The organism is Lysinibacillus sp. EB106-09-02-XG168 (assembly GCF_058791475.1).
Genome location: NZ_JBYTDN010000003.1, coordinates 1,380,309 through 1,406,275 on the forward strand (window position 1 = coordinate 1,380,309; position 25,967 = coordinate 1,406,275).

The following is a 25,967-nucleotide window of genomic DNA, read 5'->3' on the forward strand; positions in this document are numbered from 1 at the left end:
GTCTAATATTAAAAAGTAGGGGGAGGTATGATTAAAAAGATTTTAGTTTTAATTAATAGCATTCTTTGTATTTTACTAATCATGTCTACAGATAAAGTTTCGGCGACGATAAGTGATAGGGATAAGAAAATAAAACAGATTGAAGTTGAAATTGAGAACAACATGGAAACACATGATATTCCGGGAATGGCCTTTGCACTTGTTGATTCTAATGGAATTATTTATTCTAAAGGTTTTGGAACTTTAGATATCCGAGAAGATACACAGCAGGTTGATGAAAATACAAACTTTAATTTAGGATCGCTTTCTAAAGTGTTTACCACAATAGCTATTATGCAGCTTCAGGAGAAAGGATTTTTACGTATAGAAGATCCTGTTGCTGATTATCTTCCTTGGTTTAAAACAAGTGATGCTTTAATGTCAAATCAAATTACTATTAAGCATTTACTTAATCATTCGAGTGGTTTGCCTAGTCGCCTTAATGTTCATGATGTTAAAAGTGTAGATCGAAGGGGAATTATAGATCAAATTAGTGATAAACTACGTAATGTTAAGTTAGTTGCGAAACCTGGTGATACTTTTGAATACACCAATATGAATACAGATTTGTTGCAAATAATTATCGAGGAAGTTTCAGATGTTCCTTTTACAAAATATATGGATGAAAATATTTTTAAACCTCTAGGAATGAACAGAACAGGGTATTTTACATTCGATAATCATTACCTTTCTAATACAGCAAAGGGACATCGTTATCAGTGGGGTAAAATTAAACCTTATGAGGAAAAGCTAGTCTATGCTACATCTAGCTCGGCAGGCTTATCCTCAAATGCCGTAGATTTAGCAAAGTTTATGATGTGTCTACTAAATGAGGGAGTAACTCCTAAGGGTACTCTCATTCGTTCAAATAGTATTAAAGAAGTATTCCAAGCTAATAGATATGGCGTAGGGTACAACTGGTATATATATCCCCAAAATATGTATATGGAGGGTGGATTACCTGGCTTCACTTCAACGATGGTTCTTTCTTCTGATAAATCCTTTGGACTTGTTCTCCTATCAAATTCAAAACAAGATATAACATTCCATTCTGGCTTTAATTTATTTAGAATAGTCGATGGAGGAACCCCTAAACCTTTATTAGGTAAGGATTTTCCAAAGGTGAAATCTGAGGCTAAAATAATTCTTAGTATCACAATCCTCATTTGTATTACTTTAATCTATTTAGTTGGAACAACAGTCTATAATTTAGCAAGAGGAAGACATACAGTAACTTTTGTGAAACTAAGTTTCAGTAAATTTTGTAGGATCATTTTATTGCTAGTATTGTACTTCGGAATAATATTTTACGTCTACGTTTTATTTCCTTATTACGTGGGGGTTCCTTCGCTATTCGACTTTAATAAAGAACCAGATGTCACAACAGGACTGATAATTTTGAGTATAGTATCTACATTATTCTCTTTAGTTTTATTCTTGAAAATCCTAATAATTCAAAAGGTTAAAATGAATTTATAAAAAATTTCCGTTATACCTTCTGATTACTACTTTTTTTTAAAATCAATCAACAAAACCAGCTAATAGTTGTCAATAATTTTCATTAAAAATAATAAAAATATCATGTTATACTAAATTTGTGTATACCAAATAACCGTCCAAATACTTGATTTGGAAAGTTCAGGTCTACTTAGTTAAATTGCTAAATCAAGCTAAGTCTTGGAAAGAAGTTTTGCTTTTTAAAAGTGCATAAATCCAATGTAAGAGTTTGTTTGCACAAGCTATTACAGCTACTCTAAATGTTTCCTTCTTCCCGTTTTTTATCATAAAACGTCCGTAATTTCTTATTACGAGGAAGGATTTCATCCGTTGTTTTCTGTTTTCGACAGTCACGAATAGCACATTTAACAGCCATATACAAAGCTTGCCATAGTCTGCTAGAGCCTCTTTTGGTTATTCGGTTGTAAGTACCTTTGAATGTACCAGATTCAAAGACGCTTGGATCAAGACCGGCAAATGCGACTAGTTTCTTAGGATGATTAAATCTTTCAATTTCCCTAATTTCAGATACGATCGTGGCAGCGATTTTTTCTCCGATACCGGGAATTGATCGGATAATCTTAGTTTCTTCAATACTTTTTGATAAAGCATCTATCTCATTTTCAAGCATGGATAGATGTTTTTTATATCTAAGCTTAGGGCTAGACTAGAATATAAAGTCTTCTGAAAAGGGGTTTGAGCTGCTGCAGTCATTAGCTTTTCAGCCTGTTTGTTTGCGCATTGTAAAGAACGAGAATTACTGAATTCTTTTATTTTAGTTGCTAATACTTCATTATTGGCTTTCAATATTTCCTCTGAAGTAGGAAATGCATGTAGTATTTTCAAAGAAACATCCGAATATAAGTTTCCAATAGCATTACTATATTCAGGAAAAACTTGATCTGAGAAACTGCCTGAAATTGTAATTTAGTTTGTACAAACATGCCTGTAATATTATCGTGCTGTCTCGTAAGATTACGTAAGTTCGCAAGTTGGATACTACGCTTTTTATAAGGCTCTAAATCCTCCTTATAATACAGCTCGCAGAGATGATTAGCATCAATGATATCTGTTTTTACCTTTCGTAAACTAGAACTTTTTGCTTTATAAGAGATGAGTGGGTTTACGATAATTATTAAATAGCCTTTATCCTCAAAATATTGAACAATTGGTGTGTGATAATGGCCTGTTGATTCCATAACAAGAGGGGGACGCTCTCCTGAAATATCTTCTAATCTAAAGTGACCATGTCATAATTTAGTCAGATAAGGAACACATAAAAAGACCGAATAGTGCTGTAACACTACTCGGTGAGTAAAAAAAATATCGCTTCAAAGGCGGTTAGTTCATCAGGGGTTGTAAACTGCTCTTATGCTTGGGGTGGTTTACTTTTTTGTTCTGAGAAAGTATATGAAAGGATGTTGGTTAGAAAAAACGTTTGATTAAATCCTTTTGAATTTGAACTCTTGATAAAATAGAGCCCAATTTAATGAAAATTTTTAATCAGTTGTTAATTTCATTTTTCTAAAGTAGATCTTGATTGTGTCATCCGTGTTGCTACGAAACAAGTAATTATGATAATTACTGATAAAATCAAAAATTCCTTATGTAATCCAAAGGCAATGGCTTCTTTTATGCTTTGTATATTTGAGTTTGAGAGTGAAGTATCATGGTTATTATTGAATATCTGACTAACATCTATGTGTGATGAATCTTGCTGTTTACTTAGATATTTTGTTGCTTGTGTCATAGAGATAGCTGTAAATACTGCAATTCCGATTGTTTGACCTAAACTCTGCATAAATCGAAAAGATGCAACTGATATTCCTCTTAATTTCCAATCAACTTCAGACTGGACCACTACTGTATATGTTGTGGTAGCGAATCCCATGCCTGCCCCAATGAAAGCTGTATAAATCATAAATAACCATATAGGAGTTTCTATTGAAGCTGATGACAACCCTATACAACCGATAAAAATAATAATCGAACCCAACAAAGTAATAAATCTAAAAGATTTTTTAGAGATCAGCCTGCCAGCTATAATGGAGCATAGTGGCCACATTATTGAGATTGGTATCATAACTAATCCTGATTCGGTTGCTCCACCACCATAAACGCCTTGAATCCATAAAGGAATATGAAATGTAATAACAATAAACACTGAGCCTAATAAGAATATAGCTAAGTTAGCCACTGTAATGGGGCGAATCGAAAAAAGTTGTAATGGAATAAGTGGCTCTGGGGATTTACGTTCAATAATAATAAAAAGAATGAAGCATATAATACTTACAGATAAGGTTAGTAGAGTAAACATTGATTCCCATGGCCGATTTAATATGTACAATAAAGAGATAATTGCAATGGTAAAAGTAATAATTCCTCCATAATCAATATATCGTTTTTTCTTTTCAAATATTTCATGTAGAGAAATAGACAATAAAAACATAGAAACTACCCCAAATGGAATGTTTAAATAAAATACCCATCGCCAAGAAACATAGTCGACTAAAATCCCCCCAACTAAAGGACCAACAATTCCTGCGATCCCCCATACACTACTGAGCCAACCTTGTACTTTTGCTCGTTGCTCAAAGGGATAAATATCTCCGATGATCGTAAAGGTTATACTGGATAAAGCACCAGCTCCCATGCCTTGAAGTGCTCGAAAAATAATAAGCTGTAACATGTTTTCAGATAAGCCACATAAAATAGACCCAATTAAAAATATTGTTATTCCTATATTAAACATCATTTTGCGACCAAATAAATCCGCTAACTTTCCGTATATCGGAGTAGTGATTAATAGGGTCATTAGATAGGCTGAAACAACCCAGCTCATCATTTCTATACCACCTAAATCACCTACCATTTTCGGCATCGCGGTTCCTACGATAGTACCCTCAATTGCAGATAAAAAAGTGGCAATGAAAATAGCCACCGTAACATTTCTTGTATTCGTCTTTCTATTCATTAATGCCCTCCTTAATTATTCCTCATGGTTTAAATGTTGAACAAGTTTGCTTAAGATGCTAGATAAACTTTCTAATTCTTCGTCAGTTAAAACTGAAAATGAATTTCGGTTACTTTCTTCACATAATGGTTTGATTTGTCTCATAGTATCCTTTCCTTTTGAAGTCAATCTTGCTCGGGTAATCCGTCGATCTTCAGCGTCTGGAAATGTCTCGAGATACTCCCCATTTTGTAAACGTTCGACAAGCCCAGTAATTGTTTGTTTCGTAACTAATGTATCTAAGCGAAGATCTTTTAGAGTTACTTCTTCTTCGCGCAGAATGGTCCCCAAAATCATCCATTGTTGTGCTCGTTTTAAACCAACTTGTTGTGCCAATCCGCCTCCAATTCTTCTAAGTAAACTAGATGCTCGAAAAACGTCTAACATAATGTCCAAATACATTTCATCTCGATCTTTTTTCATATCTTACCCTCCATAAAGTCAATATATTGACAATTGGATTGTAGCAAAGTATGAAAAAATAGTCAATAAACGTACTATCAATATACGAACTAATAAATCGTTTTGTAATACTTAATTAATACACAGATAAATTTTCCTTGTTGAATTAAACCAGCTAATAGATTGTCAATAATAATCTTTTAAATTAATAAACACTTCATGCTATATTGAAAAGCGCAACCCAAATAACCTTCCGAATTCAATTGGAAGGTTTTTGTTGTATTTGAAAATGCTGTTACTAAGTGGTTTCTTGGAACGGTGTTTTCGTTTTTAAAATCGCATAAATCCAATGTAAAAGCTTATTTGCACAAGCAATAATGGCTACTTTATATGGCTTTCCTTCCTCACGTTTTAAATCGTAGAAGGCTCGTAATCGTTTATTTCGTGCGATAGTTTCAGGTGTTGTTTTCTTTTTCCGACTATCTCGAATAGAACAACGAACAGCTGTATAAAGCATGTGGCGAAGCCGAGCCGCGTTTAGTAATGTGATTTTTCGTGCCTTTAAAGCGACCGGATTCAAACACACTGGGATCTAGTCCTGCAAATGCTACTAATTTTTTCGGATGATTAAACCGATCAATTTCTCCGATTTCTGAAATAATCGTTGCAGCGATTTTTTCACCAATACCGGGAATTGATTGGAGTAATTCATATTCTTCAAGTTGTGCCGCTAACTCATCAATCTCACGCTCCAACGTAGAAAGTTGTTGGTGGTACACTTGAAGTAAATCAATATAGATATTCAAACTGACTAGAAGACTTTGATAAAGAGTTGATTGAAATGGATTGCGTTCTGCAGCTCCGATTAATTTTTCCGATCTTTCAAGCGCCCAAAACTCCTTTATACTCTGGGAATATTTGATCTAATACGGCTTGAAATTGAAGCTTTGTTTGAATCATAATTCCCGTCATATTTTCATGTTGCCATGTTAGATGCCGAAGGTTTAATAATTGAACACCACGCTTTTTCTGAGGCGCTAAATCCTCTTTGTAATACAGTTCGCCTAAGTGATAAGCATCAATGGCATCTGTTTTGGTTTTTCGCAAGCTAGAACTTTTTGCTCGGTAAGATACCAGTGGATTTACGATAATGGCAATGTATTCTCTTGCTTCTAAAAACTGTACAATTGGGGCATGATAGTGACCTGTTGATTCCAAAACAACAGGTGGCTTCATTCCTGTTTGACGCTCTAAATCTAATAAATAAGAGTGTAACTCTTCCAATCCATCCACCGTATGATCAACTTTCACGCTGCTTTTATAGGGCATTTTTTTATCCAAGAACATTTGAACCTGACTTTCACCTTTTGCGACATCCAGACCAACTACTGGATTCATAGTTTATCTCCTCCTCAGGTAGTGTATTGACCGGTAACCTCTATCTAGCTTGTTATTCATATCTTCGCTTGTTATACGAGATCGTAATGTCCCAACCAGCCTAATCATGTGTTAACAAGTAGAGGGCGAACAGTTTAGTTGTCGGGATCTAGTCCCACGGGTGCTTCCGTTCGACCCCGGCTACTATCAATCTATAAATTGAATAAAAAATAGTCAACCAGATTTCTCTGGTTGAACTTTTTTTATTTAGATTTAATCTATCAGTAGCCAGGGTAGAATGTACGGAGTGGAGGCTGGACGCCCTCAGGAAAGCGCCCCGCTGGAACGGAAATCAACCCCACGTTATGGTGATGAGATAATTGCGATATAGTCGGATTGAAATTTTTTATAAATAATTGTTATGAAATTGAATCATTGATGATGTTAATAAAAGTATTAAAGGTCGAAGAGGTATTTTGTTCATTTTTTCTTGTGCAAAGATAAATAGGACGCTGAATATCGATGTCTTTTATAAAAACTTGAGCTACTTGCTGACGTTGAATAAAGCTAGAAGCTGCTATGGACGGAGCTAACATCGTACCATATCCAGCTGCAATGGCGTGAATGGATTCATTGATGCCGTCCAATTGAAGCCCTACTCGTGGTGGTGGGATTTTATGAACTTTACATAAAGCGTTTAAATATTCTTTTGTAGAGCTACCATCTTCTCGTGAAACAAATGGCTGCTGCATTAATTCCGCTAATGTCACTTTCTGATCTGCCAACGGATGACTGTAGGGGACGATAAACCAATAATCGAGATTCATGAGAAATTGATAATTAATATCTGGATGATGGCCATCCTCTTTTACGATAAATGCCATATCAACCTTATAGTGAAGTAATTCTTCAATAACCTGCTGGGAATTAGCCGTTTTTATGTGGATATGAGTAGTCGGATAGACTTGTTTATACTTTGCGAGCCATTTCGGTAGTAAAAAATGGGATGGAACATGGGTAGAAGCAATTTGTAATTCTTCATTACCTGTGTTTTTTAATTGTTCCAGCTTATTTTCGATATCCATTTCTAAATCAAATAACCGTCGTGCCTGTTTAAATAAATATTCTCCGTTTGATGTTAAGGTAATTCCTCGACCTTTAGATTCTAAAAGAGTTAGGCCAAGTTCTTTTTCTAAATTTCTCATTTGAATGGTAACGGCAGGTTGACTAATCATTAGAGCTTGCGCGGCCTTCGAAACACTATTGAGCTCGGCAACTTTTGTGAATAATCTAAGAGCATGTAAATTCATTATGTATCCCTCCTTATATAAGAATTTTTTATCCTTTTATATAAATTATATATTAGATTTATTAATTTTCACTCTGTATCCTTTAATTATAAGAAGTTTTTAGGGGGTGGGGACAAGATGAATCGACAGCACATCGGGATTTTATTTGGTGGGGTGCTATTACTTGTAGTGGCTATGGGGATTAGCCGCTTTGCATTCACGCCAATTTTGCCATTTATGCGTCATGATGTCGGGTTTTCGTTTGAAGTTGCAGGATTTTTAGCGTCGAGTAATTATATTGGCTATTTCATTGGTGCATTATGGGCAGGGTTTATTAATCGCCAAAAGAAGAACTTTTTATTGTTAAGTGTTGTCTTGAATGTCCTTTCTGTTGTTCTTATGGGAATCATTGGAATATATAGTGTTTGGCTTGTGCTTCGTTTAATTGCGGGCATTACAGGGGGACTGATTTTTGTATTAACATGTAGTATTATTATGGATTATTTAGCAAAGCATTCACTCACAAAATGGTCAGGCTATTTATTTGGCGGTATTGGATTAGGAATTGCTATTTCAGGTTTATTAGTCCCTGCTATTGAAGAGCGTTTTGCTTGGCAAGGTACATGGATTGGCTTAGGGATTGTATCTGCTGTTTTATTAGTGGTGACATATATACTTTGGAGAGGCTTGCATGTACAAGATAGTGTGAAAACTGCTAAATCCTCTGATGCAAAAATGACAAAGGGCTTTATGCCATGGTTAATTGTCGCATATGGTTTTGAGGGATTAGGCTATATTATTACAGGCACTTTTTTAGTCGATATCATTCACAATATTCCTTCACTACAAGCATACTCTTCGTATAGCTGGGTCATTGTTGGGGTAGCGGCTATCCCGTCAGCACCTGTTTGGACTGTATTATTAGAAAAATTCTCTGCCATCAAAATTTTGTTTGTTGCTTATGTATTGCAAGTAGTAGGCATCTTGTTGCCAGTATTTTCACAAACAGTATGGAGCGTATTATTATCTTCATTTTTATTTGGCTTAACATTTGTAGGTATCGTGACGTTAACGACCTCCTATGCACGTCAGCTATTCCCAACGCAAAGCGGCCTAGTCGTATCATTGTTAACAACGTTTTATGCTTTTGGTCAAATTATCGGACCGATCATCGCGGGTCAGCTTGTGGCGGTTTATAGTAGTTATAAGGCAGCGCTTGTCTTTGCAGGAGTTATTGTATTTTTTGCGTTAATTATCATGTTAAGTGGAAGATGGATCACAGTTAAACGACAGGTCTCTTTAGACGATGCATTACCTATCAAAGCTCAATCTAACCCTTAAATAATAAAAGCCAGAAACCTCATTGGGAATTTCTGGATTTTATTTTACTTAAAGATGGCGTGCCTCAATCTAAATGATATAAAAAAATAAAATAAAAGTCTATAACTTTTTGGGAATATATGAAAAAATAGTAATGTGCACAAGGGACGTAACGTTACGATTCTATACAGAGATGAGGGAAATATATGGCAAGAACAGTACCGACAGAAGAGGCTATTAAACGCTGGGATCAACATGCAGAAAGGTTTACAGCAAACTACGATGAACATGGTGGCATACACCGTGAAGTATTATTAAATCCAGCCATTTTTTCATTATTAGAAGAGGTGAAAGGAAAAAGGCTACTAGATGCAGGGTGCGGAGAAGGCTATTTAAGTAGAATACTTGCTCATAAAGGGGCTATTGTCACAGCAGTTGATTATTCAGAAAAGATGCTAGAAATTGCTAGAGAAAGAACACATGAGGAAGTTCCGATACAATATAAACATGGAAATTGCGAAAAACTAGATTTTTTAGCAAATGAACAGTTCGATTGTATTGTTTCCAATATGGTCATTCAAGATCTAGAGGATTATAAGGCAGCTTTAAGTGAAATGTATCGTCTTTTAAAACCTAATAGTACTTTCATCTTTTCTATTCTTCACCCGTGCTTTGTTACGCCGAATAGTGGATGGATAAGAAATGAGCGGCTTGACCAACAGTATTGGAAGGTTCAGCGTTATTTTTATGAAGGGGTATACGATCAAAAGCTTCCGCTAGATTCCGATGAAAAAATTGTATTTTATCACCGAACATTAACGAGCTATATGAAAGCAATTATTCAAGCAGGCTTTTCTATAGAGGACGTTATCGAACCAATGCCTTCAAAAGAGATGCTAATAAAGTATCCACAATTCGAGGAAGATTTGTGTGCAGATTTTATCGTATTTAAATTAAGAAAATAAAGGAGGCGAGCATGTGCGTATATTTCATGTGAGTGAGGAAAACGATATTACCGTATTTCATCCCCGATTACCTGATCGACTAGATTTAAATCCAGAGAAAGGGCTAATATGGGCAATTAACGATACATGTTTGCCTATTTATTTAACCCCTAGAAATTGTCCACGAGTTTGCTATCATATTGGTGTCGATACAACCGAACGGGATAAAAGAACCTATATAGCATCTGCATCATGTTCGCATGTTGTCGTAATTGAAAGCAAGTGGTTTGAGACGATGAAAAATACGAAACTTTACTTATATGAGTTTGATAGTAATGGATTTACGCTACAAGATAAAAATGCTGGTTATTATACGAGTGAAACAACACAATATCCTATAGCCAAATTTGAACTAGAAAATTTATTTGAGGAAATGTTTAAACGTAATGTTGAATTACGTGTAGTCGATAGTTTGTGGAACATCTATGATGAAATTCAAAAAACAACCTTGAATTGGTCGATGTGCAGAATGCGATTTGCACTACCAAGATAATAATTAACCAAGCCTCGTATACGCCACTATCGCGTGTACGAGGTCTTGTTTTACTTAGACAGTAATAGTTTGTACGAATGGGGTACTCGTAATGTCAATTAATTCACTATCTTTATATGTAAATATATATTCATAGTTGGTTGTTTCATCTAGCATTTTTGGTAAGTAATGTTTTAAATCGGCTATTCCTACATTTTCGGGATGAAAAATCCACGATAAATCTTTCCAATCTAAAATACCCTCCGCGACTTTAATCGGTGTCACATATGGATAAGATTCTGGCAATTCAGCAATAAAAGCATACATACAGCCAAAGTCGGTTGTTCCATCCGTCCATGATATTTTTCCTTTGAATGTAATATCGTTCAGTACGATGCCCGTTTCTTCTTTAATTTCTCGTAATGCACCAGCAAGTGGCGTTTCATTTTTCTCAATCTTTCCGCCAACCCCATTCCAAGCTCCCATCCAATGAGGGAAATCCCTATTTAGCAATAATATTTGGTCACCCTTTTTAAGAAAACAAATTGTAAACTCAACCAAGTCTTTTTCCTCCTTTTTAAATGATAGAATGAATTCATAAAAGAATTTTAGATAATGAAATAGTAGCACAACCCAGTGAAAGGGTGTGGTCCTACTAATAATAAACAACAGTTTTAAAATATCAATATTACTCATTAAAAAAGAATAAAGTATGTTAAGTAAGTATTAGCATTGTAATAGCTGTTGACACACTCTTTTAATGAGCTAAAGTTTTCCTAATACGATATTACTTAAATGAGGTGTGCATATGATATTAATAAGTGCTTGCTTAGCGGGATTAGGTACGATATAACGGAACAGATAGTTTAGATGAAAGAATTCAAAAGCTTGTGTTAGAAAATAAGGCGTTAACAGTATGCCCTGAACTTATGGGAGGTTTAGAGCTACATGCGTGGTGGTTTACAGTCCGTGATTCCGTTATTCGTCAGCGATATGTTTCCTCACCTGCGCTACATGTCTCTGAAAATCGACTAAATCGTGAATTTACTGCAAGCAACCCAATGAAAAGTGGGTAACAGATGTGACGGAATTCAAATTAGGAAATGGAAAGAAAGCTTATTTAAGCGCCATTCTAGATCTTTATGATGGCTCTATAATCAGTTATGTATTGGGATATTCAAATAATAATGAATTGGTATTTAAGACATTTGATTTAGCAACACTTACTTTAAAAGACGGAGAACGACCGTTACTTCATAGTGATCGTGGCTATCAATACACATCACACGAATTTAAAAGTAGGATAGATGGAGCAGAGATGATTCATAGCATGTCCCGGGTTGGCAAATGTATAGATAACGGACCCATGGAATCATATTGGAGAACATTGAAATGTGAAAAGTATTATTTACATAAGTGCGAAACATTTGAAGCGTTACAATAAGCTATCGAGGATTAAATCCAGTTTTACAATAAGGATAGATACCAAGAAAGATTAAACGGCTTAAGCCCATTAGAATACAGGGCTCAAGCCGCTTAAAAGCTTTTTATTATTTCCACTGTCTACTTGACAGGGAGCAGTTCACTAAGTAGAATGGGACATTTTTATTCAACAAGCAAAATTCGCGGTGAGGTTTTGGCGATGATTTTTGTCGATACCAAGCAACCAAGACAAGCTGACACAACACTTAAGAGAGATAATCCGATAGTTGATGGCCAATTTATTACAAGGGGTAATTCTAGTATGCCATATTCTACAAGAATACTTTTTAAAGCTACGGGTATTACTTTCACACCGATAAAAATCCCAAATATAGTCCCTAGTGCTGAAAGAAACAGAATTCCTGATGTAATCGACCATCTAATAGTATTTGAGGTCATACCAATAGATTTAAAAATTCCGTAAGTTCCGCTTTCTTTTCTTACATTTATTCTAGAAACACTAAAAATAATGATGAATGTTACAGTGATAAATAAAATTCCGATAACAGATAATGGGAATATTAAAACAGCGACCACTACTTTAAAGACATCATCTAATAATGTTTGTTGTGTGTCAACTTTGACAGAGCTTTTAAACTTATTATTTAAATCATCAACGATTTGATCTGATAATGTCTCATCTACCAAATTGATCATACTTTGTTTTGAAGCAGAATAGGTAGCATTATAAACTTTGATAACATCATCGGTAATTCTCGCTGAATTAGACATATTTGCTATCGATTGATAGATACCAGTAACAATCAAATGATGCTGCTTGCCTTCGATATAGACTTCTACAATGTCCCCTAGATTTTTATGTAAAGCCTTCGCTACATTAAGGCCAATGGCTATTTCATTTTTATTTACAGGATTACGGCCAGAAATTGTCTCGTATCCAGCATCATCAAAACTACCTTCAAGAGTATCGATTTTAATATTTAACGGTTGATTTGGTTCATTAGGGAGAACTCCTGTAAATTGATCTAGCCAAGCGTGATTTTTAATGCGTTCATCTGAGTGTAAAAATTGTTCAAACTGTTGTTTTGAAAATGTTGCTTCATTAGAAACAGTTACGACAACATGTGATGAATCGTAACCAAATGCTGGTGTGTTTTGCTTGATGGAAATAAAGCTATTAAGCATGACTGCACTAAACACTAAAATAGCAGAAGTAATGGCTGTAAGAACAATAATAAGAATGGAACTTTTCGTATTTTTGGTGATGTTTTTAATACCAATTTGAAGTTGAATCGGCAAACTAACAAAATTAGAAAGGAGATTAGAGTTATTTAAACGCCGATTCAATTTACTGTTTGCAAATTCTGACATACCGTATTTAATTGCCTGTACAGGTTCAACGTGGCGTGTTTTGTTTGAGTAAATGAACGCAGTAAGGATAACAATGACAAGGATTATGACAGCAAGTAGCATGGTGATTCTAAAATCTTGAATAATCGTTAAATGTTTACCAGACTTTAAATAAGATAAAGAGCTTTCTATAATCACTCTGGAAAGGATTGTACTGGCAATAAGGCCAGGAATAATCGAGACCACGGATAATAATGCAAATTGTAAAACATAGGTCGCACTAATTTTTCGAGAAGTAAGTCCGAGAGATTTAATGACACCAATCGTTTTATAGTTCGTTAAAATGGCATCTGAAATACTAAAACCAATAATAAACAATGAAATGAACAACATTGCTACACCAAAAGCGATCATGATAAAGCCGATAATTTTATTAATAATTAAATAAAACGAATAGAGATCCACGTATTCCATTTTTGATTCAAGGTAGGGGCCGTTTAAAAATTTTTCGAATTCTATCCAATAGTTTGCACTTTGCTGATAATCATCAAAGCGAAGAGCCATCATATATTGTTCAGACCCTATCATCGTATCAAACTGTTTATGATAGTCAGAGTCGTTCATCCAAATACGAGCATTATTTGAAAAGGGTCCACCATATGGCAAATCTACAACTATTCCAGAAACGCTTAATGAAAAAGCTTTCTCGCCGGTGTTAAATTCAATAGCATCTCCAAGTGAAATATTCGAAGTAGAAGCCATCGATGTTGGAATCCAAATCGTTCCCTCAGTAGGATAGTTCTGATTTTCCCCCTCTGAAAATAGTAATCGATCAATAGTAAAGGGCGCTTTTGGTGTATTCATCATGTATAAGAGATTTTGCGTTTCTACACCATTCGCTGTGAAGCCAGATAAATTTCTATAAGGAATGAGATTCGAGGCAGTAACTCCGTGTTGCTCTTGCCACCAATTGTTGACAGTGATTGGATTATGAATATCCTTACCCATCGTTAAAATTTGATGAGCCCCATTAGAATCATGATGTATTTTTTCAATAATATTGTTCGTATTCATAATAATTGTTACAGATGTAGCTAATAAAAGGGTGGATAGCATAATTAGGATTGCTAATAGTACATTTTGGAGTTTCCTTTTCTTAATATGTGCAAAGCAAAGAGTAATAATTGCGCGCATTTCTTACGCCTTTCCCGCAACATATGAGAAGATAATATGTTCACGCTCTTGTATGCTAGCATCATCGTATTGATCGAAGTTTAAAATACCTCCAATTTTTCCATCCTGAATGATAATAAGCCGATTAGCACGACAGGCAGCTTTTATATCATGCGTAATCATTACTACAGACTGACCTTTTTTGTTTAAATTCGTTAAAATATCTAGGACCGCTACTCCTTGATCGTAATTTAAACTACCCGTTGGTTCATCTGCAAATAGAATCTCTGGGTCATTGACTAATGCTCTAGCAATAGCAGCTCTTTGTTGCTGTCCACCAGAGGTTTGCGAAGGTAATCGATTCCGTTGCTCCTCAATTCCCATTTTATTTAATAGCATCTCCGCTTTTTTTATCACATCTTTTTTAGGATATTTTGCAATGTACCCTGGGAGGGTGATGTTTTCTAGCAATGTCATATCCGGAACGAGATTACTACTTTGATAAATATAACCAATTTTTTTAGAACGAAATGTAGCTAACTGCTGTTCAGTAAATGTATCCAGCCTTACTCCATGAAAATAAACTTCTCCAGCCGTAATAGAGTCAAGACCACTTAAAAGATAAAGCAGCGTCGATTTACCTGAACCAGAGTTCCCCATAATGACAGTAAAATCTCCTTTATATATTTCGATATTAATATTTTTTATTGCATGAAATTGCTCACTACCTGTGGAATATGTCTTACATAGATTTTGAGCATGAATAAGTACCTCTTTATCCACGAGAATACCTCCTTCAAATGTATTACTTTTAGTGTAAGGGGGAATTATTATAAGGTCCTTATTAAATTATTAATAAATTCTTACAACATATTAGTAGATTTGAAAATCATAATTTATAGCTGTAAAAGTAGGTCGGTGGAGATCTTATAAACAGTGGATATAACATAGTGAAATTTTATATAAAGACAAAAATAAGCTTTGGATATAAAATGTTGTCCAAAGCTCATTTATAAATTATTTTGTCGTTACCTGCTCAATTTTTAATCCGAAAATTTGAGGGGGTTCAATTTTGTTCATTTGTAAATATGTAGAGATTTGTCCACGATGATGGGTTTCGTGTTCGGGAATCGACATAAGTATTCTCCAAGCACTTACTTCATGACCATGAAGGGTTAAAACCTTTTTTAACAACACATCGTTACCAATTTTCAAAAGCCCCTCTGTTAATTTAGCTTGACATGACTCTAAATAATTTGAAATATCCTCAATGGAAGCCCCTTTACTAATATCATGTCCTGCATAAGTCCACGAGCCGTGTTCAAAAATACCGAGAAACATTAAACGAGATGATGCGATATGTCGCAATAAATCACCTAAAGAAAATTTATCTTCAGAGGGCCTCCATTCTAAAAGTTCACTAGGTATTGCCTTCATATATTGCATCGTTCGTTTATGAACACCATCTAAATATTTTACATATTCCCCTATGTCATGAATCATGTCTTCACTCTCCAATTTTTTTCTGACTTTCATTACTTATATTCTTAATTTTTCGAAATAATCCTCTAGAGAAATTTAAGTAATAGGAAGTGTTAACGTAAATGTTGTTCCTACATTTTGCTTACTGTTAAAAGAAATCGAACCATTATGTGCTTCCATAATATGCTTGCAAATAGATAATCCGAGTCCTGCCCCTTCATTTTTCACTGCAGTCTCACCTGTAGCCTGAATACCTCTGAAATAGCGTTCAAAAATAAAAGGCATATCCTCAGGAAGCATTCCATTACCAGTATCTATGACATTAATGTATAGTAATTGGCGTTCAACATTAATAGAAACGGTTATTGAATCACCTTTAGTAGTATGCTTTAGTGCGTTCGTAATAAGGTTTGAAAGTACTTGCTCTAGTCGATGCTTATCTACTTGAATAAGAACATTAGGGATATATTCTGGCTCGATAAAATGAATGCCAGTCGTTTGGACATAATGACGAATTGGATGAAATATATTCGTAAAGACATCTTTGCTATATTGCTCTGTTAAGTTAACTGGGATATGTCCAAGATCCTTCAACGTGTGAATAAATAAATCATCAATTAACCGAGACATTTTTTCTGTATTTGTCTGCATGATTTGAATATATGACATAAGCGAATCCATGTCTGGACAAATTCCGTCAGAAATAGCATCTAAATAAGCTTTTATGGTTGTTAGAGGTGTTCTTACTTCATGCGAAATACTAGATATAAGCTTTTTTTGGTTTTGTTCTTGCTCATCTCGTTGTATCGTAAGATTTTTTATTTCCAAGCGCATTTGATCAAACACTGCATACAATTCACCGATTTCATCTGCCCGCGAATATCCAGTTTTCTGTTCATAATTACCTTTGATAATTTCTTCGGAATTTTTTTTCAAATGATTTAAAGGCAGTAAAATCTCCTTTTTAGACTTTCTTACAATGTACAAGGCAAGTCCTAAAATTAAAATACATAATAAACCACTTATGAATAAAATGATAAAATTGCTAATACTAGACTGTTCTACGGGTAAGAGTACATCTTTATCAATGGTGAAAATAGCGTTCCCTAGTTGTTCATTCGTCTGATTAATTATAGGAAAGGCAATTTTAATAATCCCCGGTTGTTGCTGAGATGTAAATAAATCATAATGTAAATCCTCTTCTAAGTTGATAAACTGTGAAGGGTCTCCCTCGATTGAATTAAAAATAACTTTCCCATCTAATTGAACAACTGTAATATCTATTCCTTCGCTATTACTCATTTCTTGGAGGGAACTGTGTAAATTTGTATTTTGTTCGATACTTGTAAAATGATCTTCTATGTACAATAATAGTTCATTTACTGTTAAACGAATTTGATTGATAACGTATTCATTTTGAGGTTTCTCATTGCGATTTATATTTGTAAAAAATAATGTTAGGAAACAAATAAACAACACTAAAACACAGAGTAGTATCGCCCATAACCAACTCTTCATCCAATTTTTTAAATACATTGTGCTCTCCTACGAATAGTTTTGAGTAGTAAATTTATAGCCAACGCCCCAAACAGTTTGAATATAGACGGGACGAGATGGATCGTTTTCAACTTTTTCGCGTAGACGCCTAATGTAAACGGTTATCGTATTTTCATCACCATATGTGTCATAGCCCCAAACTGCATCAAGTAACTGATTTTTGGAGAAAACCTGATTACGGTTTTTCATTAGAAAAAATAGTAGCTCAAATTCTTTTGCAGATAGAGGAACATGCTTTTTATCACAGGAAAAAGTATACTCATTCTTATTGATTTCCATATGATCGATTCGAATTATATCCATCTGGCTCGCATTGTCCTGCAGCCATCGATCCTGTTTCCGTAAATGGGCGTTTATTCTAGCTACAAGCTCACTTAAGGAAAAAGGCTTTGTCATATAATCATCCGCACCGAATCCTAAACCAAGAACTTTATCAGTATCACTGCTGCGGGCACTTAAAATTAGTATAGCAACATTACTATTTTCACGAAATTGGCGACATAATTCGATTCCATCGCAATCAGGGAGAGAAAGGTCAAGAATGATAAAGTCAGGAGAGTTTTCTTTCATATAATGGATTGCCTCATGACCAGTTCCAGCGATATGAGGATCAAAATCGTTGACGCTTAAGTAGTCTTTTATGATATTTGCAATATCACCTTCATCTTCTACAATTAGCACTCTAGTTTTATGAACCATAAGAACTCTCCTTCTTTAGAAATTTATCTCCTTTTTCGATTTGAAAGGAGGAAGAACAACATGATGACGAAGGCCGAATAGGCGAAGATCCAAGTAAATTGCCGATAAAAACTGTTAGGAATTGATTTAATAGAGTCTTCTGAGCCCATCATTTCCAATGAAAGACGGACAGGGGGAAGTAACCAAATGAGCCCTTTGATCTGAAGAATTGTCTCTTTTAAAGTAGCAATAACGACAGACACAATTAAGATGCCAAGTACACCCCACCAAGTATTTTGCTTGTTTTTAACGAGTTCTCTCGTAAATATAGCTGAAAGTGCAATCGCTAGTACAGATAAACTAAAATGTGAGAGGAATCCTAGTAATTGATGTATAAATCTTGGTTTTTCTCCAAAGGCGCCAATAAGGGTAGGGTAGACTACTGATACAAAGCTTAAGAATAAACCAATAAGTACACAAAGAATAAAAATTCCTAAATTATAGTGTGTTCGACTTTTGGCATGAAGTGTTGTAATTACTTTTTGTCCTTCATCTTCCGCGTGAAATAGAGTAATTGTAAACCATCCCATTAGAAAAAATAGAATGATAGCTGTAAACGAATAACTATCTAAAATTGGATTTGGAACAAAAGTATAATTAACAACAAGACATAATATGAAAATTGAAAAAGGTGGAACGTATTGATAGGTTCTTAAATAATTAATAAATTGATAGCGTAATAAACTAGTCATATCGGCGTCTATTCTTCCTCATTAAAAATGGGTATAGAATTGTTCCTCCTTTTCATTGATCGGGATTAATTGTTTAATTGAGGATTTTTTGTGTAGTAGCTCTAATAATACTCGCTCTGTTTCCTCTGCCTTAATAATGGTGATGACCTCGTAACAACCATTGATTAAAAGATTTTGTTGTTGAATTTCAAGAATAGGTAGCATGTCATCCAATAAATTCACGCTTGTAATCTCAAAAATTAATTTATTTAATAATGTATGACTCTTATGTAATGCATCAGTTTGATTGACTTTGTTATTTTGAATAACAAGAACTGTATCAACAAGATATTGAAGTAATTTTGGTTCGTGACATGTTAAAACGATACTTAACCCTTTAGCCTTTAATATTGAAAGGGTTTCTTCTAAATCACTTTGGGCTTTAGGATCAAGTCCTGATAGTGGCTCATCTAAGATTAGCAGATCCGTGTCTTCAAGCATTGCCTGCATAATCATAACCTTTTGCTTCATCCCTTTAGAAAAGTTAACAATTCGAATGTTGCGAGCTTCCTGTAAATGAAATAATTCAAGTAACTCATTTATTTTTTGTTGTAGTTGGTTTTTGGTCATACCTCGAATACTACCCATATGATAAAGATATTCTTCAGGCGTAAACAAAATTTGTGAAGGGGTCACTTCTGGCACATAGCCAATTTTTAATGATTGTCGATGTTTCACAATAGAACCACTGTCAGCGTCAACTAATTCCGCAATAATCTTTAGAAGGGTACTCTTACCTGCTCCGTTCTTTCCTACAATAGCTATAATTTGATTAGCGTAAATAGAAAATGTAGCATTTTCTAAGATTTTTTTACCTCTATACTGTTTAGAGATGTTCTGTATTTCCATAATCGTATTCATCTTTACACACCTTTATTTTTAGGCTTTTTATTGTAAGTCATTTTCGTTTCGATATGTCCGTACACGAAATCCAAGACCATTATCTGTAAAATTAGTATAGATGAATAGTAGTACTTTTGCTAATGGAATTTTGGTGTAATTTTCTATTTTTGAATATTTGTGTTGTGTCTTCATAACGTGGGTTGATTTCTGTTCCAGGCTACTCGCTTTCCTGTGGGCGAGCGCCGAGCTGCTTCCTCCACTTGCGCGCGGAAAACATCTGTTGGCCCGAGACCATGGAGCGAGCAGATAGGGGAACGAAGGCTAAGAGCAACACGTCCTGTGATAACGCCTTCGTGACCAACAATCGGGCGCTGTCGCTGCGTTAGCACTACGCTATCGCGCAAAAGACATCTGCCGCTGTCGCTGCGTTAGCACTACGCTTTCGCGCAAAAAATATCTGCTGCCTCAAGCGGCTCATTGGACGCCCCCGGGAAGCTTTACTCTGTGCGAAAGCGAAGCGGCAGCTACAAAGCGTCCAGCCGGAACGGAAATCAGCGCCACGTTATGGTGATGTTCCTGGTTTATAAGAAAAAAGGTTCTGCCCATTTTTGAGCAGAACCGTTTAATTATAATGATCGATATTTTTTGAGACTTACAATATTTAATGTAATAAATACAAGAGCGAAGCAAGCAAGTATCGCTAAGTCGTCTAGAATTTCACTAAAGGTATATCCTTTATACATAACCCCATTCAACGCGTCAGCGGCATAGTATAGTGGCATAATTCGACCTATATTTTGTAGCCACACCACCATATTATCCAGTGGGAAAATACCTGAAAAGAAAATTTGCGGCACAATGACAAGCGGGATAAATTGCATCATTTGAAACTCTGAAGCGGCAAAACTTGATAACAGAGCTCCTAATGATAATGAAACAAGTGCAACAACAATATTGATTAGTAGCACAAGCCAAATGGAGCCGACGTGTACTATATCAAGGACATAAACCCCGAATAGCACGATAATATTCGTTTGAATAAAAGCAAACAATCCATAACCGATCATATAACCAGCAACAATTTCAAAACGTTTAATCGGTGTCGCTAGTAAGCGTTCCAAAGTCCCTGAAGTTCGTTCTTTTAACAACGCTATACCTGTAATTAAAAAGACGAAAAAGAACACAAAGAAGCCTGTTAGCATCGGGCTAAAAATATCAAAAATAGCTGTATTTTCATCGCCATATACATAATCGGTCGTCAACTTCATCATGGCAGATTGTTCAGGCTGTAAAACCTGAGAAAGCTTCATCTTTAAAGCCTTAGCTGTTGAAGGATCATCATTTAATATTGTGAGCTTTAATTGAGTTTGCTGAAAAGCTAACCAGCCATCATATTTTTCATCTTTTAGACTGGCAATAGAAAAATCATTTTTTTCGATAACGTGAAAATCCGCATCTTCTAGCTTTTCAATTATCGATGCAGGACCATTTGATACGACTAGTGTCATGTCAGGTTCGTTACTATTAAAAACAAAATACATTAACGAAAGCACAAGAAGAGGGGCAAAAAATAATAAGCCAAGTGTACGTTTATCACGTATCATTTGCTGCATAATTCTAGTAACAATTGCGCCGATTCTCATAGTGCTTCACCTCCAGCCTTTAAAAACACTTCATCAAAATCCTTTGCCTGATAATGAGCTTTTAATTCATGAGGTGTACCATGCGCGATAATATGACCATTGCGTAGCATAGCTAGCTGATCACAGCGCTCTGCTTCATCCATTGCATGTGTCGTTACTAATATTGTTTTATGCTCATCATTTTTTAGACGAATTAACTCCTGCCAAATTTCTTTTTTCAATACGGGATCAATCCCAACAGTTGGCTCATCTAAAATCAACAACTGGGGATTTTGGATAAGGGCAATTGCAAGGGATAATCTCCGTTTCATCCCCCCAGAATAATTCAACACTTTACTATTTAAATCATCCGTTAAATGAACAAGGCTTGCAGCATAATTGACACGCTCCACACGTTCTTTTTTGGATAATCGATAAAGTTTAGCAAAAAAATGGAGATTCTCTTCACCGGTTAAATCCAAATACAGTGCATCAGATTGTGCCATATAACCGATATCTGTCAGTAATTGTTTATGGGGGACTGTATGATTTAACACTTGAATATGACCATTATCGGGCTTGATCATTCCCATAATCATTTTAATTAACGTCGTTTTCCCACAGCCTGAAGGGCCAAGTAAGCCAATAAGCTGTCCCTTAGGAATTTCTAAGGAAAGCGGGGCAATTACTTGTTTTTGGTGAAACTTTTTTTCTATGGAGTTTAATGAAATTGCATTGTTTCCCATATATCCAACTCTCCTTTACTGAACACAGTGTTGATACCTGAAATTTTAAGGCAGTGAATTGGGAATTACAATAAACAAATAACTAAAAAGTGTTAAGTGATTTTGGATTTCAACATTTTCGAGCTGGATGTAATCTGATTGCCTAATCCAAACAATTCGATGAGTAATATTGCAGTTTTTAACAACTAAGAATGTTTACCGCTTAAAAATTAAAAAAAATAACTATTTTACTAAATTAGATTGTTGGAAATTAATAAAAAAGACCCGATAAATAAGGTAAATGCTGTAATAACTACTACTTTTTGAACTTGTTGTAATTAATGAGGTAACCATCTAACAACATTGCTAAATACTAACGGAATAAAGTGATAATACAATGGGGGGTTCTAAATGTCTATTCACGATATCATGAATTTTGAAACGAAACGAGCTATAAAACTTGCATTACTTGTACAAATAGAGAAAGTAGGCTTTGAGCGAGTAACAGTAAAAAACCTAGCAATTACTGCAAACATTAATCGAGGAACTTTTTATCTACATTATAAAGATAAATTTGAAGTAATGGAGGATTTACAGCAGGAATTATTAAATGAACTAGAGAGCTATGTAAAAAACGTTCAACCGCTAGATGCTTTTCACTCGATAAAAATAGGCCAACTATATCAGCCATTTATTGCAGTATTTCAATTTATAAAAGAGCATGCAAGAGCTTTTCGAATTATTTTAGGAGAGCAGGGGAGCCCCGCCTTTAACAGGAGAAAGAAGAAAGTTTTTAGTAATCATATTTTGGATAGAATCTCTGTGATTCAAGAAGAAGGGCTTGACCCAGAGTTTCTACAATATTTTGAGGCTTTTTTAACTTCCGCGATTTTAGGTGTTATTCAAGAGTGGTTACGCAGTGAAGATGAGAATTTAAATGTGGAGGAGTTAGCCATGATTCATTTTAGGTTATTGCGCTTCCTTGGAAGTTTGGCATCTTAGCAGCAATGAGTTTTTATTTTCCTAATGTTAAGAATCTGGTTGCTACAAGAAAGCAAGCAGATTCTTAACATTAGCATTTACAAATGCAAATCACGTTTAACAAAAACACGAATAGCTAGCATATGGCATAGTAGCCCGATTACAAACAATGCTCCTAGCATCCAAATGGACGAGCTATTTTGAGTCATTAATTTTTCAGGTGCAAACAATGAATAAATGGTGAAGTACTTAAACTTTTCTAAAGAACCACCCATATTACTAAGCGCTTGAATTAAATAAAAAAGAATAGGAATCCCTGTACTATATGCATAAGAGGTTCTTAAATCTTTACTACTGCAGGATACTAAAAAGCAGTAGCCACTAATGGCAAAGTGTAAGAAAAAAAGACCGATATTTAATGTCAAAAAAGCGCTTAAATCCAGTTCGTTTGGGAATAGAATCCCTGAAAATAAGATGGCTATTAACGTTGTTACCGTGAGCAGTATAAAGATACTGGCAACCAAAAAAAATGCTTGCGTGAAGACAATTTTAAAACGTGTATTCGGTGTTGCAATTAAGTATGCCATGGAACCGTTATCGATATAGCCCATCATTAGTCTATTTGCCAACATAATAATAAAGACTAACGGCAAAACAAGTAATAAAAATCCATACAAATAAGTAGATAGAAATTCAATTAATGAATTGCCTATATTACTCATACCAAATGCTGACATCAATTCTGGCATTGTTTCGGTAAGCTTATTAAGAGTATTGCTCATTTCAGGGTTATACATATAGACAATACTAATAATATAGAGCATTAATACAGCGAGTATAATACTAAAAAGTTTAATAGTAGCTAGCATCTCATGTTTTACCAAAGTAAAATTCATGACTCTTTCCCTCCACTTTCGTAGTAATGCATGAATATATCTTCAAGTGATTGTGAAATGATATCGAGGTCATTAATTTTATAGTCTGCTAATGTATGCAGTAATGTTTGGACATTACCCTGAACTTTTATAATTGCCTGTGTTGACCCAATTTGTTCTATAGTATGTTGCTCGCCTAAAAAACGAGATAGTTCTTGCTCGCTTTGAAATTCAATTAAATACTTTTTAGATTTTCGCTTTTTTAAGTCGGCGATTGCTTCTGTTGCAACAATCTTGCCGGCATTAAGGATTGCTACACGGTCACAAGTTTTTTCAATTTCTTCAATCATATGAGAGGACATGAATATGGTCGTTCCTTTTTCTTTTTCAGTTAAAATAAAATCGATAAACTTTGTTTGTATAAGAGGATCTAATCCACTTGTCGGTTCATCTAGAATAACTATCTCTGGGTTATGCATAAATGCGCAGATGAGACCTACTTTTTGCTTCATACCCTTTGACATTTTCTTAATAAGCCCAGTAGCATTTAATTCAAAGTATTGCATGAGTTCATGAGCTCTTGTTAAATCATGTAACCCTCGCATTTGGGCAATAAATTTGATGAATTGTTGTCCAGTCATTTTATCGATAAATGCAATTTCGCCAGGTAAATAGCCTACGAATTTTTGAATTTCGGCTGTAGATTGGCGACAATCTAACCCTTTAATAAAACACTGACCTTGTGTCGGCTGTAAGAAGCCCATTAAGTGCCGAATTGTTGTAGATTTACCTGCACCATTGGGTCCTAGAAATCCGAACACTTCACCTTTTTCGATTTGTAAGTCCACATTCTGTACACTATAAAAATCTCCAAACTTTTTTGTTAGATTATTGACCTCAATCATTGCCATACAATTCACCCCTTCGACTGTTCTTTATAATGATTATAAAACTAATTTTTAAAAAATAAATTACTATACAATGCAACTCTAAACAGTGGGAGCTAAATAGCTGTGCGATAAAAAAAGAACATGAATGGCTTCTTAAAAAAGACTCCATCATGTTCTTCGCCCAATGATGACAATTTTACATGTACCAACAGCTTGAAGATATTTATTCGCCATAATAATTATTCAGTGCTACTTCTAAACGTTCTTCTAGGTGCTTCGAAATATAACCTAACACAAATTGTTCTTTTTCCATCTCAATTTGAGAGGGACGAAAAAGTTTTCTGAAATAGCCTGCATTATTCTCTATAGAATATTGCTGTAATGCTTCTGTCCGTAATGTCGACACAATTTCATTTTCAATATGACGCTCACGAATTTTTTGCACAATATCCTTCACACTATGTTCTTGGAGTTCTGAAATTTGTTTTTGTAAATTTTCGTTTTCTAGCTTAAGCTCAGCTGTTTCTTTTTGAATTTCTTCTACTTGAAGATCCGATTCAGAGGATACTAATTGAATTTTTTGTGCGAGAAAATCTTGATTGATCGTCACTTGTAGGGTGCCATGTTCTTCGTCGGGAAGAATATTAAATAGCCCAGTTTGTATCATTTGCTGAAGAACATTTCCAAGAACATCAACCTTGTTCGCTAAATCATCAGTACCCATAGTTGTTGCAGTTATTTGGTGTTTGATGTGTTGACCATTGTCATCAATTCCTAGTAAAAGCTTTAAGCCTTTCACGCGGTGTTCATCTTTTAGCAGTAAAATCATGCGAAGTCTTAAGATGGCAGGAAGGTTCAAACGAATATTTGTATTTGGGCTATTCGTAGCATTATTAAAAATATACTGTTCGAAGGGTTTAATATAATAGCGAAGCATCGCATCCGTTATTTCAAACCAGCTGGCGACTTCTGAAGTAGAATAATAATTTGTTTCCTCAATATGCGCTAAATAGCCGTCATTATAAAGTATTTCTTCTGAAGGTGTATTTTGTATTACGACAAACAATGGGTCATGTTGTACCATTCCGAGTACCAATTCTTTTGCATTATTTAGTTTAAGCATCCTTTCACACCCCACTTATTT

Annotated in this window: 20 protein-coding genes and 5 pseudogenes; 7 read left to right on the top strand and 18 right to left on the bottom strand. The window is 34.9% G+C overall.

Going from position 1 to position 25,967, the window contains the following annotated elements; genetic code table 11:
- The first annotated feature begins 27 nt into the window (after positions 1 to 27).
- Positions 28 to 1,518 (top strand): serine hydrolase domain-containing protein, encoded by a 1,491-nt coding sequence (locus AC3WSO_RS07410; protein ID WP_492529994.1) that lies wholly within the window; start codon positions 28 to 30, stop codon positions 1,516 to 1,518.
- A 186-nt stretch (positions 1,519 to 1,704) separates the two neighbouring features.
- Here the strand turns inward: AC3WSO_RS07410 and AC3WSO_RS07415 are convergent.
- The 5 genes and pseudogenes from AC3WSO_RS07415 to AC3WSO_RS07435 form a co-directional block, all read right to left on the bottom strand.
- Positions 1,705 to 2,771 (bottom strand): annotated as a pseudogene (locus tag AC3WSO_RS07415) (IS110 family RNA-guided transposase); the annotation flags it as partial.
- 281 nt (positions 2,772 to 3,052) lie between these two features.
- Positions 3,053 to 4,510, bottom strand: a complete 1,458-nt coding sequence (locus AC3WSO_RS07420; protein ID WP_492529996.1) for an MDR family MFS transporter — start codon at positions 4,508 to 4,510, stop codon at positions 3,053 to 3,055.
- 15 nt (positions 4,511 to 4,525) lie between these two features.
- Positions 4,526 to 4,972 (bottom strand): MarR family winged helix-turn-helix transcriptional regulator, encoded by a 447-nt coding sequence (locus tag AC3WSO_RS07425; protein ID WP_492529998.1) that lies wholly within the window; start codon positions 4,970 to 4,972, stop codon positions 4,526 to 4,528.
- A gap of 277 nt (positions 4,973 to 5,249) precedes the next feature.
- Positions 5,250 to 6,349 (bottom strand): annotated as a pseudogene (locus AC3WSO_RS07430) (IS110 family RNA-guided transposase).
- 398 nt (positions 6,350 to 6,747) lie between these two features.
- The gene (locus AC3WSO_RS07435) at positions 6,748 to 7,638 is read right to left on the bottom strand and encodes a LysR family transcriptional regulator (protein WP_492530000.1); all 891 of its coding nucleotides are present in this window, start codon (positions 7,636 to 7,638) and stop codon (positions 6,748 to 6,750) included.
- A 117-nt stretch (positions 7,639 to 7,755) separates the two neighbouring features.
- Between AC3WSO_RS07435 and AC3WSO_RS07440 the strand changes: the two genes are divergently transcribed.
- The 3 genes from AC3WSO_RS07440 (at position 7,756) to AC3WSO_RS07450 (ending at position 10,434) form a co-directional block, all read left to right on the top strand.
- Positions 7,756 to 8,958 (top strand): YbfB/YjiJ family MFS transporter, encoded by a 1,203-nt coding sequence (locus AC3WSO_RS07440; protein ID WP_492530002.1) that lies wholly within the window; start codon positions 7,756 to 7,758, stop codon positions 8,956 to 8,958.
- A gap of 185 nt (positions 8,959 to 9,143) precedes the next feature.
- Positions 9,144 to 9,902, top strand: a complete 759-nt coding sequence (locus tag AC3WSO_RS07445; protein ID WP_492530004.1) for a class I SAM-dependent methyltransferase — start codon at positions 9,144 to 9,146, stop codon at positions 9,900 to 9,902.
- 13 nt (positions 9,903 to 9,915) lie between these two features.
- Positions 9,916 to 10,434: a DUF6886 family protein gene (locus tag AC3WSO_RS07450; protein WP_492530006.1), complete on the top strand. Its 519-nt coding sequence runs from the start codon at positions 9,916 to 9,918 to the stop codon at positions 10,432 to 10,434.
- A gap of 54 nt (positions 10,435 to 10,488) precedes the next feature.
- Here the strand turns inward: AC3WSO_RS07450 and AC3WSO_RS07455 are convergent, their stop codons facing one another.
- Positions 10,489 to 10,974: an NUDIX hydrolase gene (locus AC3WSO_RS07455; RefSeq protein WP_492530008.1), complete on the bottom strand. Its 486-nt coding sequence runs from the start codon at positions 10,972 to 10,974 to the stop codon at positions 10,489 to 10,491.
- Between the two features lie 247 nt (positions 10,975 to 11,221).
- Between AC3WSO_RS07455 and AC3WSO_RS07460 the strand changes: the two are divergent.
- Positions 11,222 to 11,351: pseudogene (locus tag AC3WSO_RS07460) on the top strand (2-thiouracil desulfurase family protein); the annotation flags it as partial.
- A gap of 45 nt (positions 11,352 to 11,396) precedes the next feature.
- Positions 11,397 to 11,953: pseudogene (locus tag AC3WSO_RS07465) on the top strand (IS3 family transposase); the annotation flags it as partial.
- A gap of 65 nt (positions 11,954 to 12,018) precedes the next feature.
- Here AC3WSO_RS07465 and AC3WSO_RS07470 read toward each other — a convergent pair.
- The 9 genes from AC3WSO_RS07470 to AC3WSO_RS07510 all read right to left on the bottom strand — a co-directional run bounded on the left by AC3WSO_RS07470 (position 12,019) and on the right by AC3WSO_RS07510 (position 22,098).
- A complete protein-coding gene (locus AC3WSO_RS07470; RefSeq protein WP_492530010.1) occupies positions 12,019 to 14,400 on the bottom strand; it encodes an ABC transporter permease in 2,382 nt (793 codons plus the stop codon).
- 3 nt (positions 14,401 to 14,403) lie between these two features.
- The gene (locus AC3WSO_RS07475; RefSeq protein WP_492530012.1) at positions 14,404 to 15,162 is read right to left on the bottom strand and encodes an ABC transporter ATP-binding protein; all 759 of its coding nucleotides are present in this window, start codon (positions 15,160 to 15,162) and stop codon (positions 14,404 to 14,406) included.
- 234 nt (positions 15,163 to 15,396) lie between these two features.
- Entirely contained in the window at positions 15,397 to 15,882 is a 486-nt protein-coding gene (locus AC3WSO_RS07480; protein WP_492530014.1) for a DinB family protein, read from the bottom strand.
- A gap of 75 nt (positions 15,883 to 15,957) precedes the next feature.
- The gene (locus AC3WSO_RS07485) at positions 15,958 to 17,397 is read right to left on the bottom strand and encodes a sensor histidine kinase (RefSeq protein WP_492530016.1); all 1,440 of its coding nucleotides are present in this window, start codon (positions 17,395 to 17,397) and stop codon (positions 15,958 to 15,960) included.
- A 9-nt stretch (positions 17,398 to 17,406) separates the two neighbouring features.
- Positions 17,407 to 18,117, bottom strand: coding sequence for a response regulator transcription factor (locus AC3WSO_RS07490; RefSeq protein WP_492530018.1), 711 nt, complete (start codon positions 18,115 to 18,117; stop codon positions 17,407 to 17,409).
- Between the two features lie 23 nt (positions 18,118 to 18,140).
- Positions 18,141 to 18,848: an ABC transporter permease gene (locus AC3WSO_RS07495; RefSeq protein WP_492530020.1), complete on the bottom strand. Its 708-nt coding sequence runs from the start codon at positions 18,846 to 18,848 to the stop codon at positions 18,141 to 18,143.
- 21 nt (positions 18,849 to 18,869) lie between these two features.
- Positions 18,870 to 19,748 carry an ABC transporter ATP-binding protein gene (locus AC3WSO_RS07500; protein WP_492530022.1) on the bottom strand — a complete coding sequence of 293 codons (879 nt, stop codon included), beginning with the start codon at positions 19,746 to 19,748 and terminating at the stop codon, positions 18,870 to 18,872.
- Positions 19,749 to 20,356: 608 nt separating this feature from the next.
- Positions 20,357 to 21,373 carry an ABC transporter permease gene (locus AC3WSO_RS07505; RefSeq protein ID WP_492530024.1) on the bottom strand — a complete coding sequence of 339 codons (1,017 nt, stop codon included), beginning with the start codon at positions 21,371 to 21,373 and terminating at the stop codon, positions 20,357 to 20,359.
- Complete coding sequence (locus AC3WSO_RS07510; RefSeq protein WP_492530026.1) at positions 21,370 to 22,098, bottom strand: ABC transporter ATP-binding protein; 729 nt, start codon at positions 22,096 to 22,098, stop codon at positions 21,370 to 21,372. The genes AC3WSO_RS07505 and AC3WSO_RS07510 overlap by 4 nt, the downstream gene beginning before the upstream one ends.
- 390 nt (positions 22,099 to 22,488) lie before the next feature.
- On the opposite strand from AC3WSO_RS07510, the gene AC3WSO_RS07515 reads away from it, so the two are divergent.
- Positions 22,489 to 23,079, top strand: a complete 591-nt coding sequence (locus AC3WSO_RS07515; RefSeq protein ID WP_492530028.1) for a TetR/AcrR family transcriptional regulator — start codon at positions 22,489 to 22,491, stop codon at positions 23,077 to 23,079.
- A 77-nt stretch (positions 23,080 to 23,156) separates the two neighbouring features.
- Here the strand turns inward: AC3WSO_RS07515 and AC3WSO_RS07520 are convergent, their stop codons facing one another.
- From AC3WSO_RS07520 to AC3WSO_RS07530, 3 genes and pseudogenes are all read right to left on the bottom strand, one after another.
- On the bottom strand, positions 23,157 to 23,954 hold the full coding sequence (locus tag AC3WSO_RS07520) for an ABC transporter permease subunit (RefSeq protein ID WP_492530030.1): 798 nt from the start codon (positions 23,952 to 23,954) through the stop codon (positions 23,157 to 23,159).
- A pseudogene (locus tag AC3WSO_RS07525) lies at positions 23,929 to 24,838 on the bottom strand (ABC transporter ATP-binding protein). The gene AC3WSO_RS07520 and the pseudogene AC3WSO_RS07525 overlap by 26 nt, the downstream one beginning before the upstream one ends.
- A 208-nt stretch (positions 24,839 to 25,046) precedes the next feature.
- Entirely contained in the window at positions 25,047 to 25,946 is a 900-nt protein-coding gene (locus tag AC3WSO_RS07530; RefSeq protein ID WP_492530032.1) for a hypothetical protein, read from the bottom strand.
- Positions 25,947 to 25,967: the final 21 nt, after the last annotated feature.

Excerpts from the sequence above, each read along its gene's own strand:
- AC3WSO_RS07445 (WP_492530004.1), top strand. The coding sequence starts at position 9,144 with ATGGCAAGAACAGTACCGACAGAAGAGGCTATTAAACGCTGGGATCAA.
- AC3WSO_RS07425 (WP_492529998.1), bottom strand. The coding sequence starts at position 4,972 with ATGAAAAAAGATCGAGATGAAATGTATTTGGACATTATGTTAGACGTT.
- AC3WSO_RS07495 (WP_492530020.1), bottom strand. The coding sequence starts at position 18,848 with ATGACTAGTTTATTACGCTATCAATTTATTAATTATTTAAGAACCTAT.
- AC3WSO_RS07485 (WP_492530016.1), bottom strand. The coding sequence starts at position 17,397 with ATGTATTTAAAAAATTGGATGAAGAGTTGGTTATGGGCGATACTACTC.
- AC3WSO_RS07490 (WP_492530018.1), bottom strand. The coding sequence starts at position 18,117 with ATGGTTCATAAAACTAGAGTGCTAATTGTAGAAGATGAAGGTGATATT.
- AC3WSO_RS07440 (WP_492530002.1), top strand. The coding sequence starts at position 7,756 with ATGAATCGACAGCACATCGGGATTTTATTTGGTGGGGTGCTATTACTT.
- AC3WSO_RS07435 (WP_492530000.1), bottom strand. The coding sequence starts at position 7,638 with ATGAATTTACATGCTCTTAGATTATTCACAAAAGTTGCCGAGCTCAAT.
- AC3WSO_RS07470 (WP_492530010.1), bottom strand. The coding sequence starts at position 14,400 with ATGCGCGCAATTATTACTCTTTGCTTTGCACATATTAAGAAAAGGAAA.
- AC3WSO_RS07530 (WP_492530032.1), bottom strand. The coding sequence starts at position 25,946 with ATGCTTAAACTAAATAATGCAAAAGAATTGGTACTCGGAATGGTACAA.
- AC3WSO_RS07480 (WP_492530014.1), bottom strand. The coding sequence starts at position 15,882 with ATGATTCATGACATAGGGGAATATGTAAAATATTTAGATGGTGTTCAT.
- AC3WSO_RS07500 (WP_492530022.1), bottom strand. The coding sequence starts at position 19,748 with ATGAATACGATTATGGAAATACAGAACATCTCTAAACAGTATAGAGGT.
- AC3WSO_RS07410 (WP_492529994.1), top strand. The coding sequence starts at position 28 with ATGATTAAAAAGATTTTAGTTTTAATTAATAGCATTCTTTGTATTTTA.
- AC3WSO_RS07520 (WP_492530030.1), bottom strand. The coding sequence starts at position 23,954 with ATGAATTTTACTTTGGTAAAACATGAGATGCTAGCTACTATTAAACTT.
- AC3WSO_RS07505 (WP_492530024.1), bottom strand. The coding sequence starts at position 21,373 with ATGAGAATCGGCGCAATTGTTACTAGAATTATGCAGCAAATGATACGT.
- AC3WSO_RS07420 (WP_492529996.1), bottom strand. The coding sequence starts at position 4,510 with ATGAATAGAAAGACGAATACAAGAAATGTTACGGTGGCTATTTTCATT.
- AC3WSO_RS07515 (WP_492530028.1), top strand. The coding sequence starts at position 22,489 with ATGTCTATTCACGATATCATGAATTTTGAAACGAAACGAGCTATAAAA.
- AC3WSO_RS07510 (WP_492530026.1), bottom strand. The coding sequence starts at position 22,098 with ATGGGAAACAATGCAATTTCATTAAACTCCATAGAAAAAAAGTTTCAC.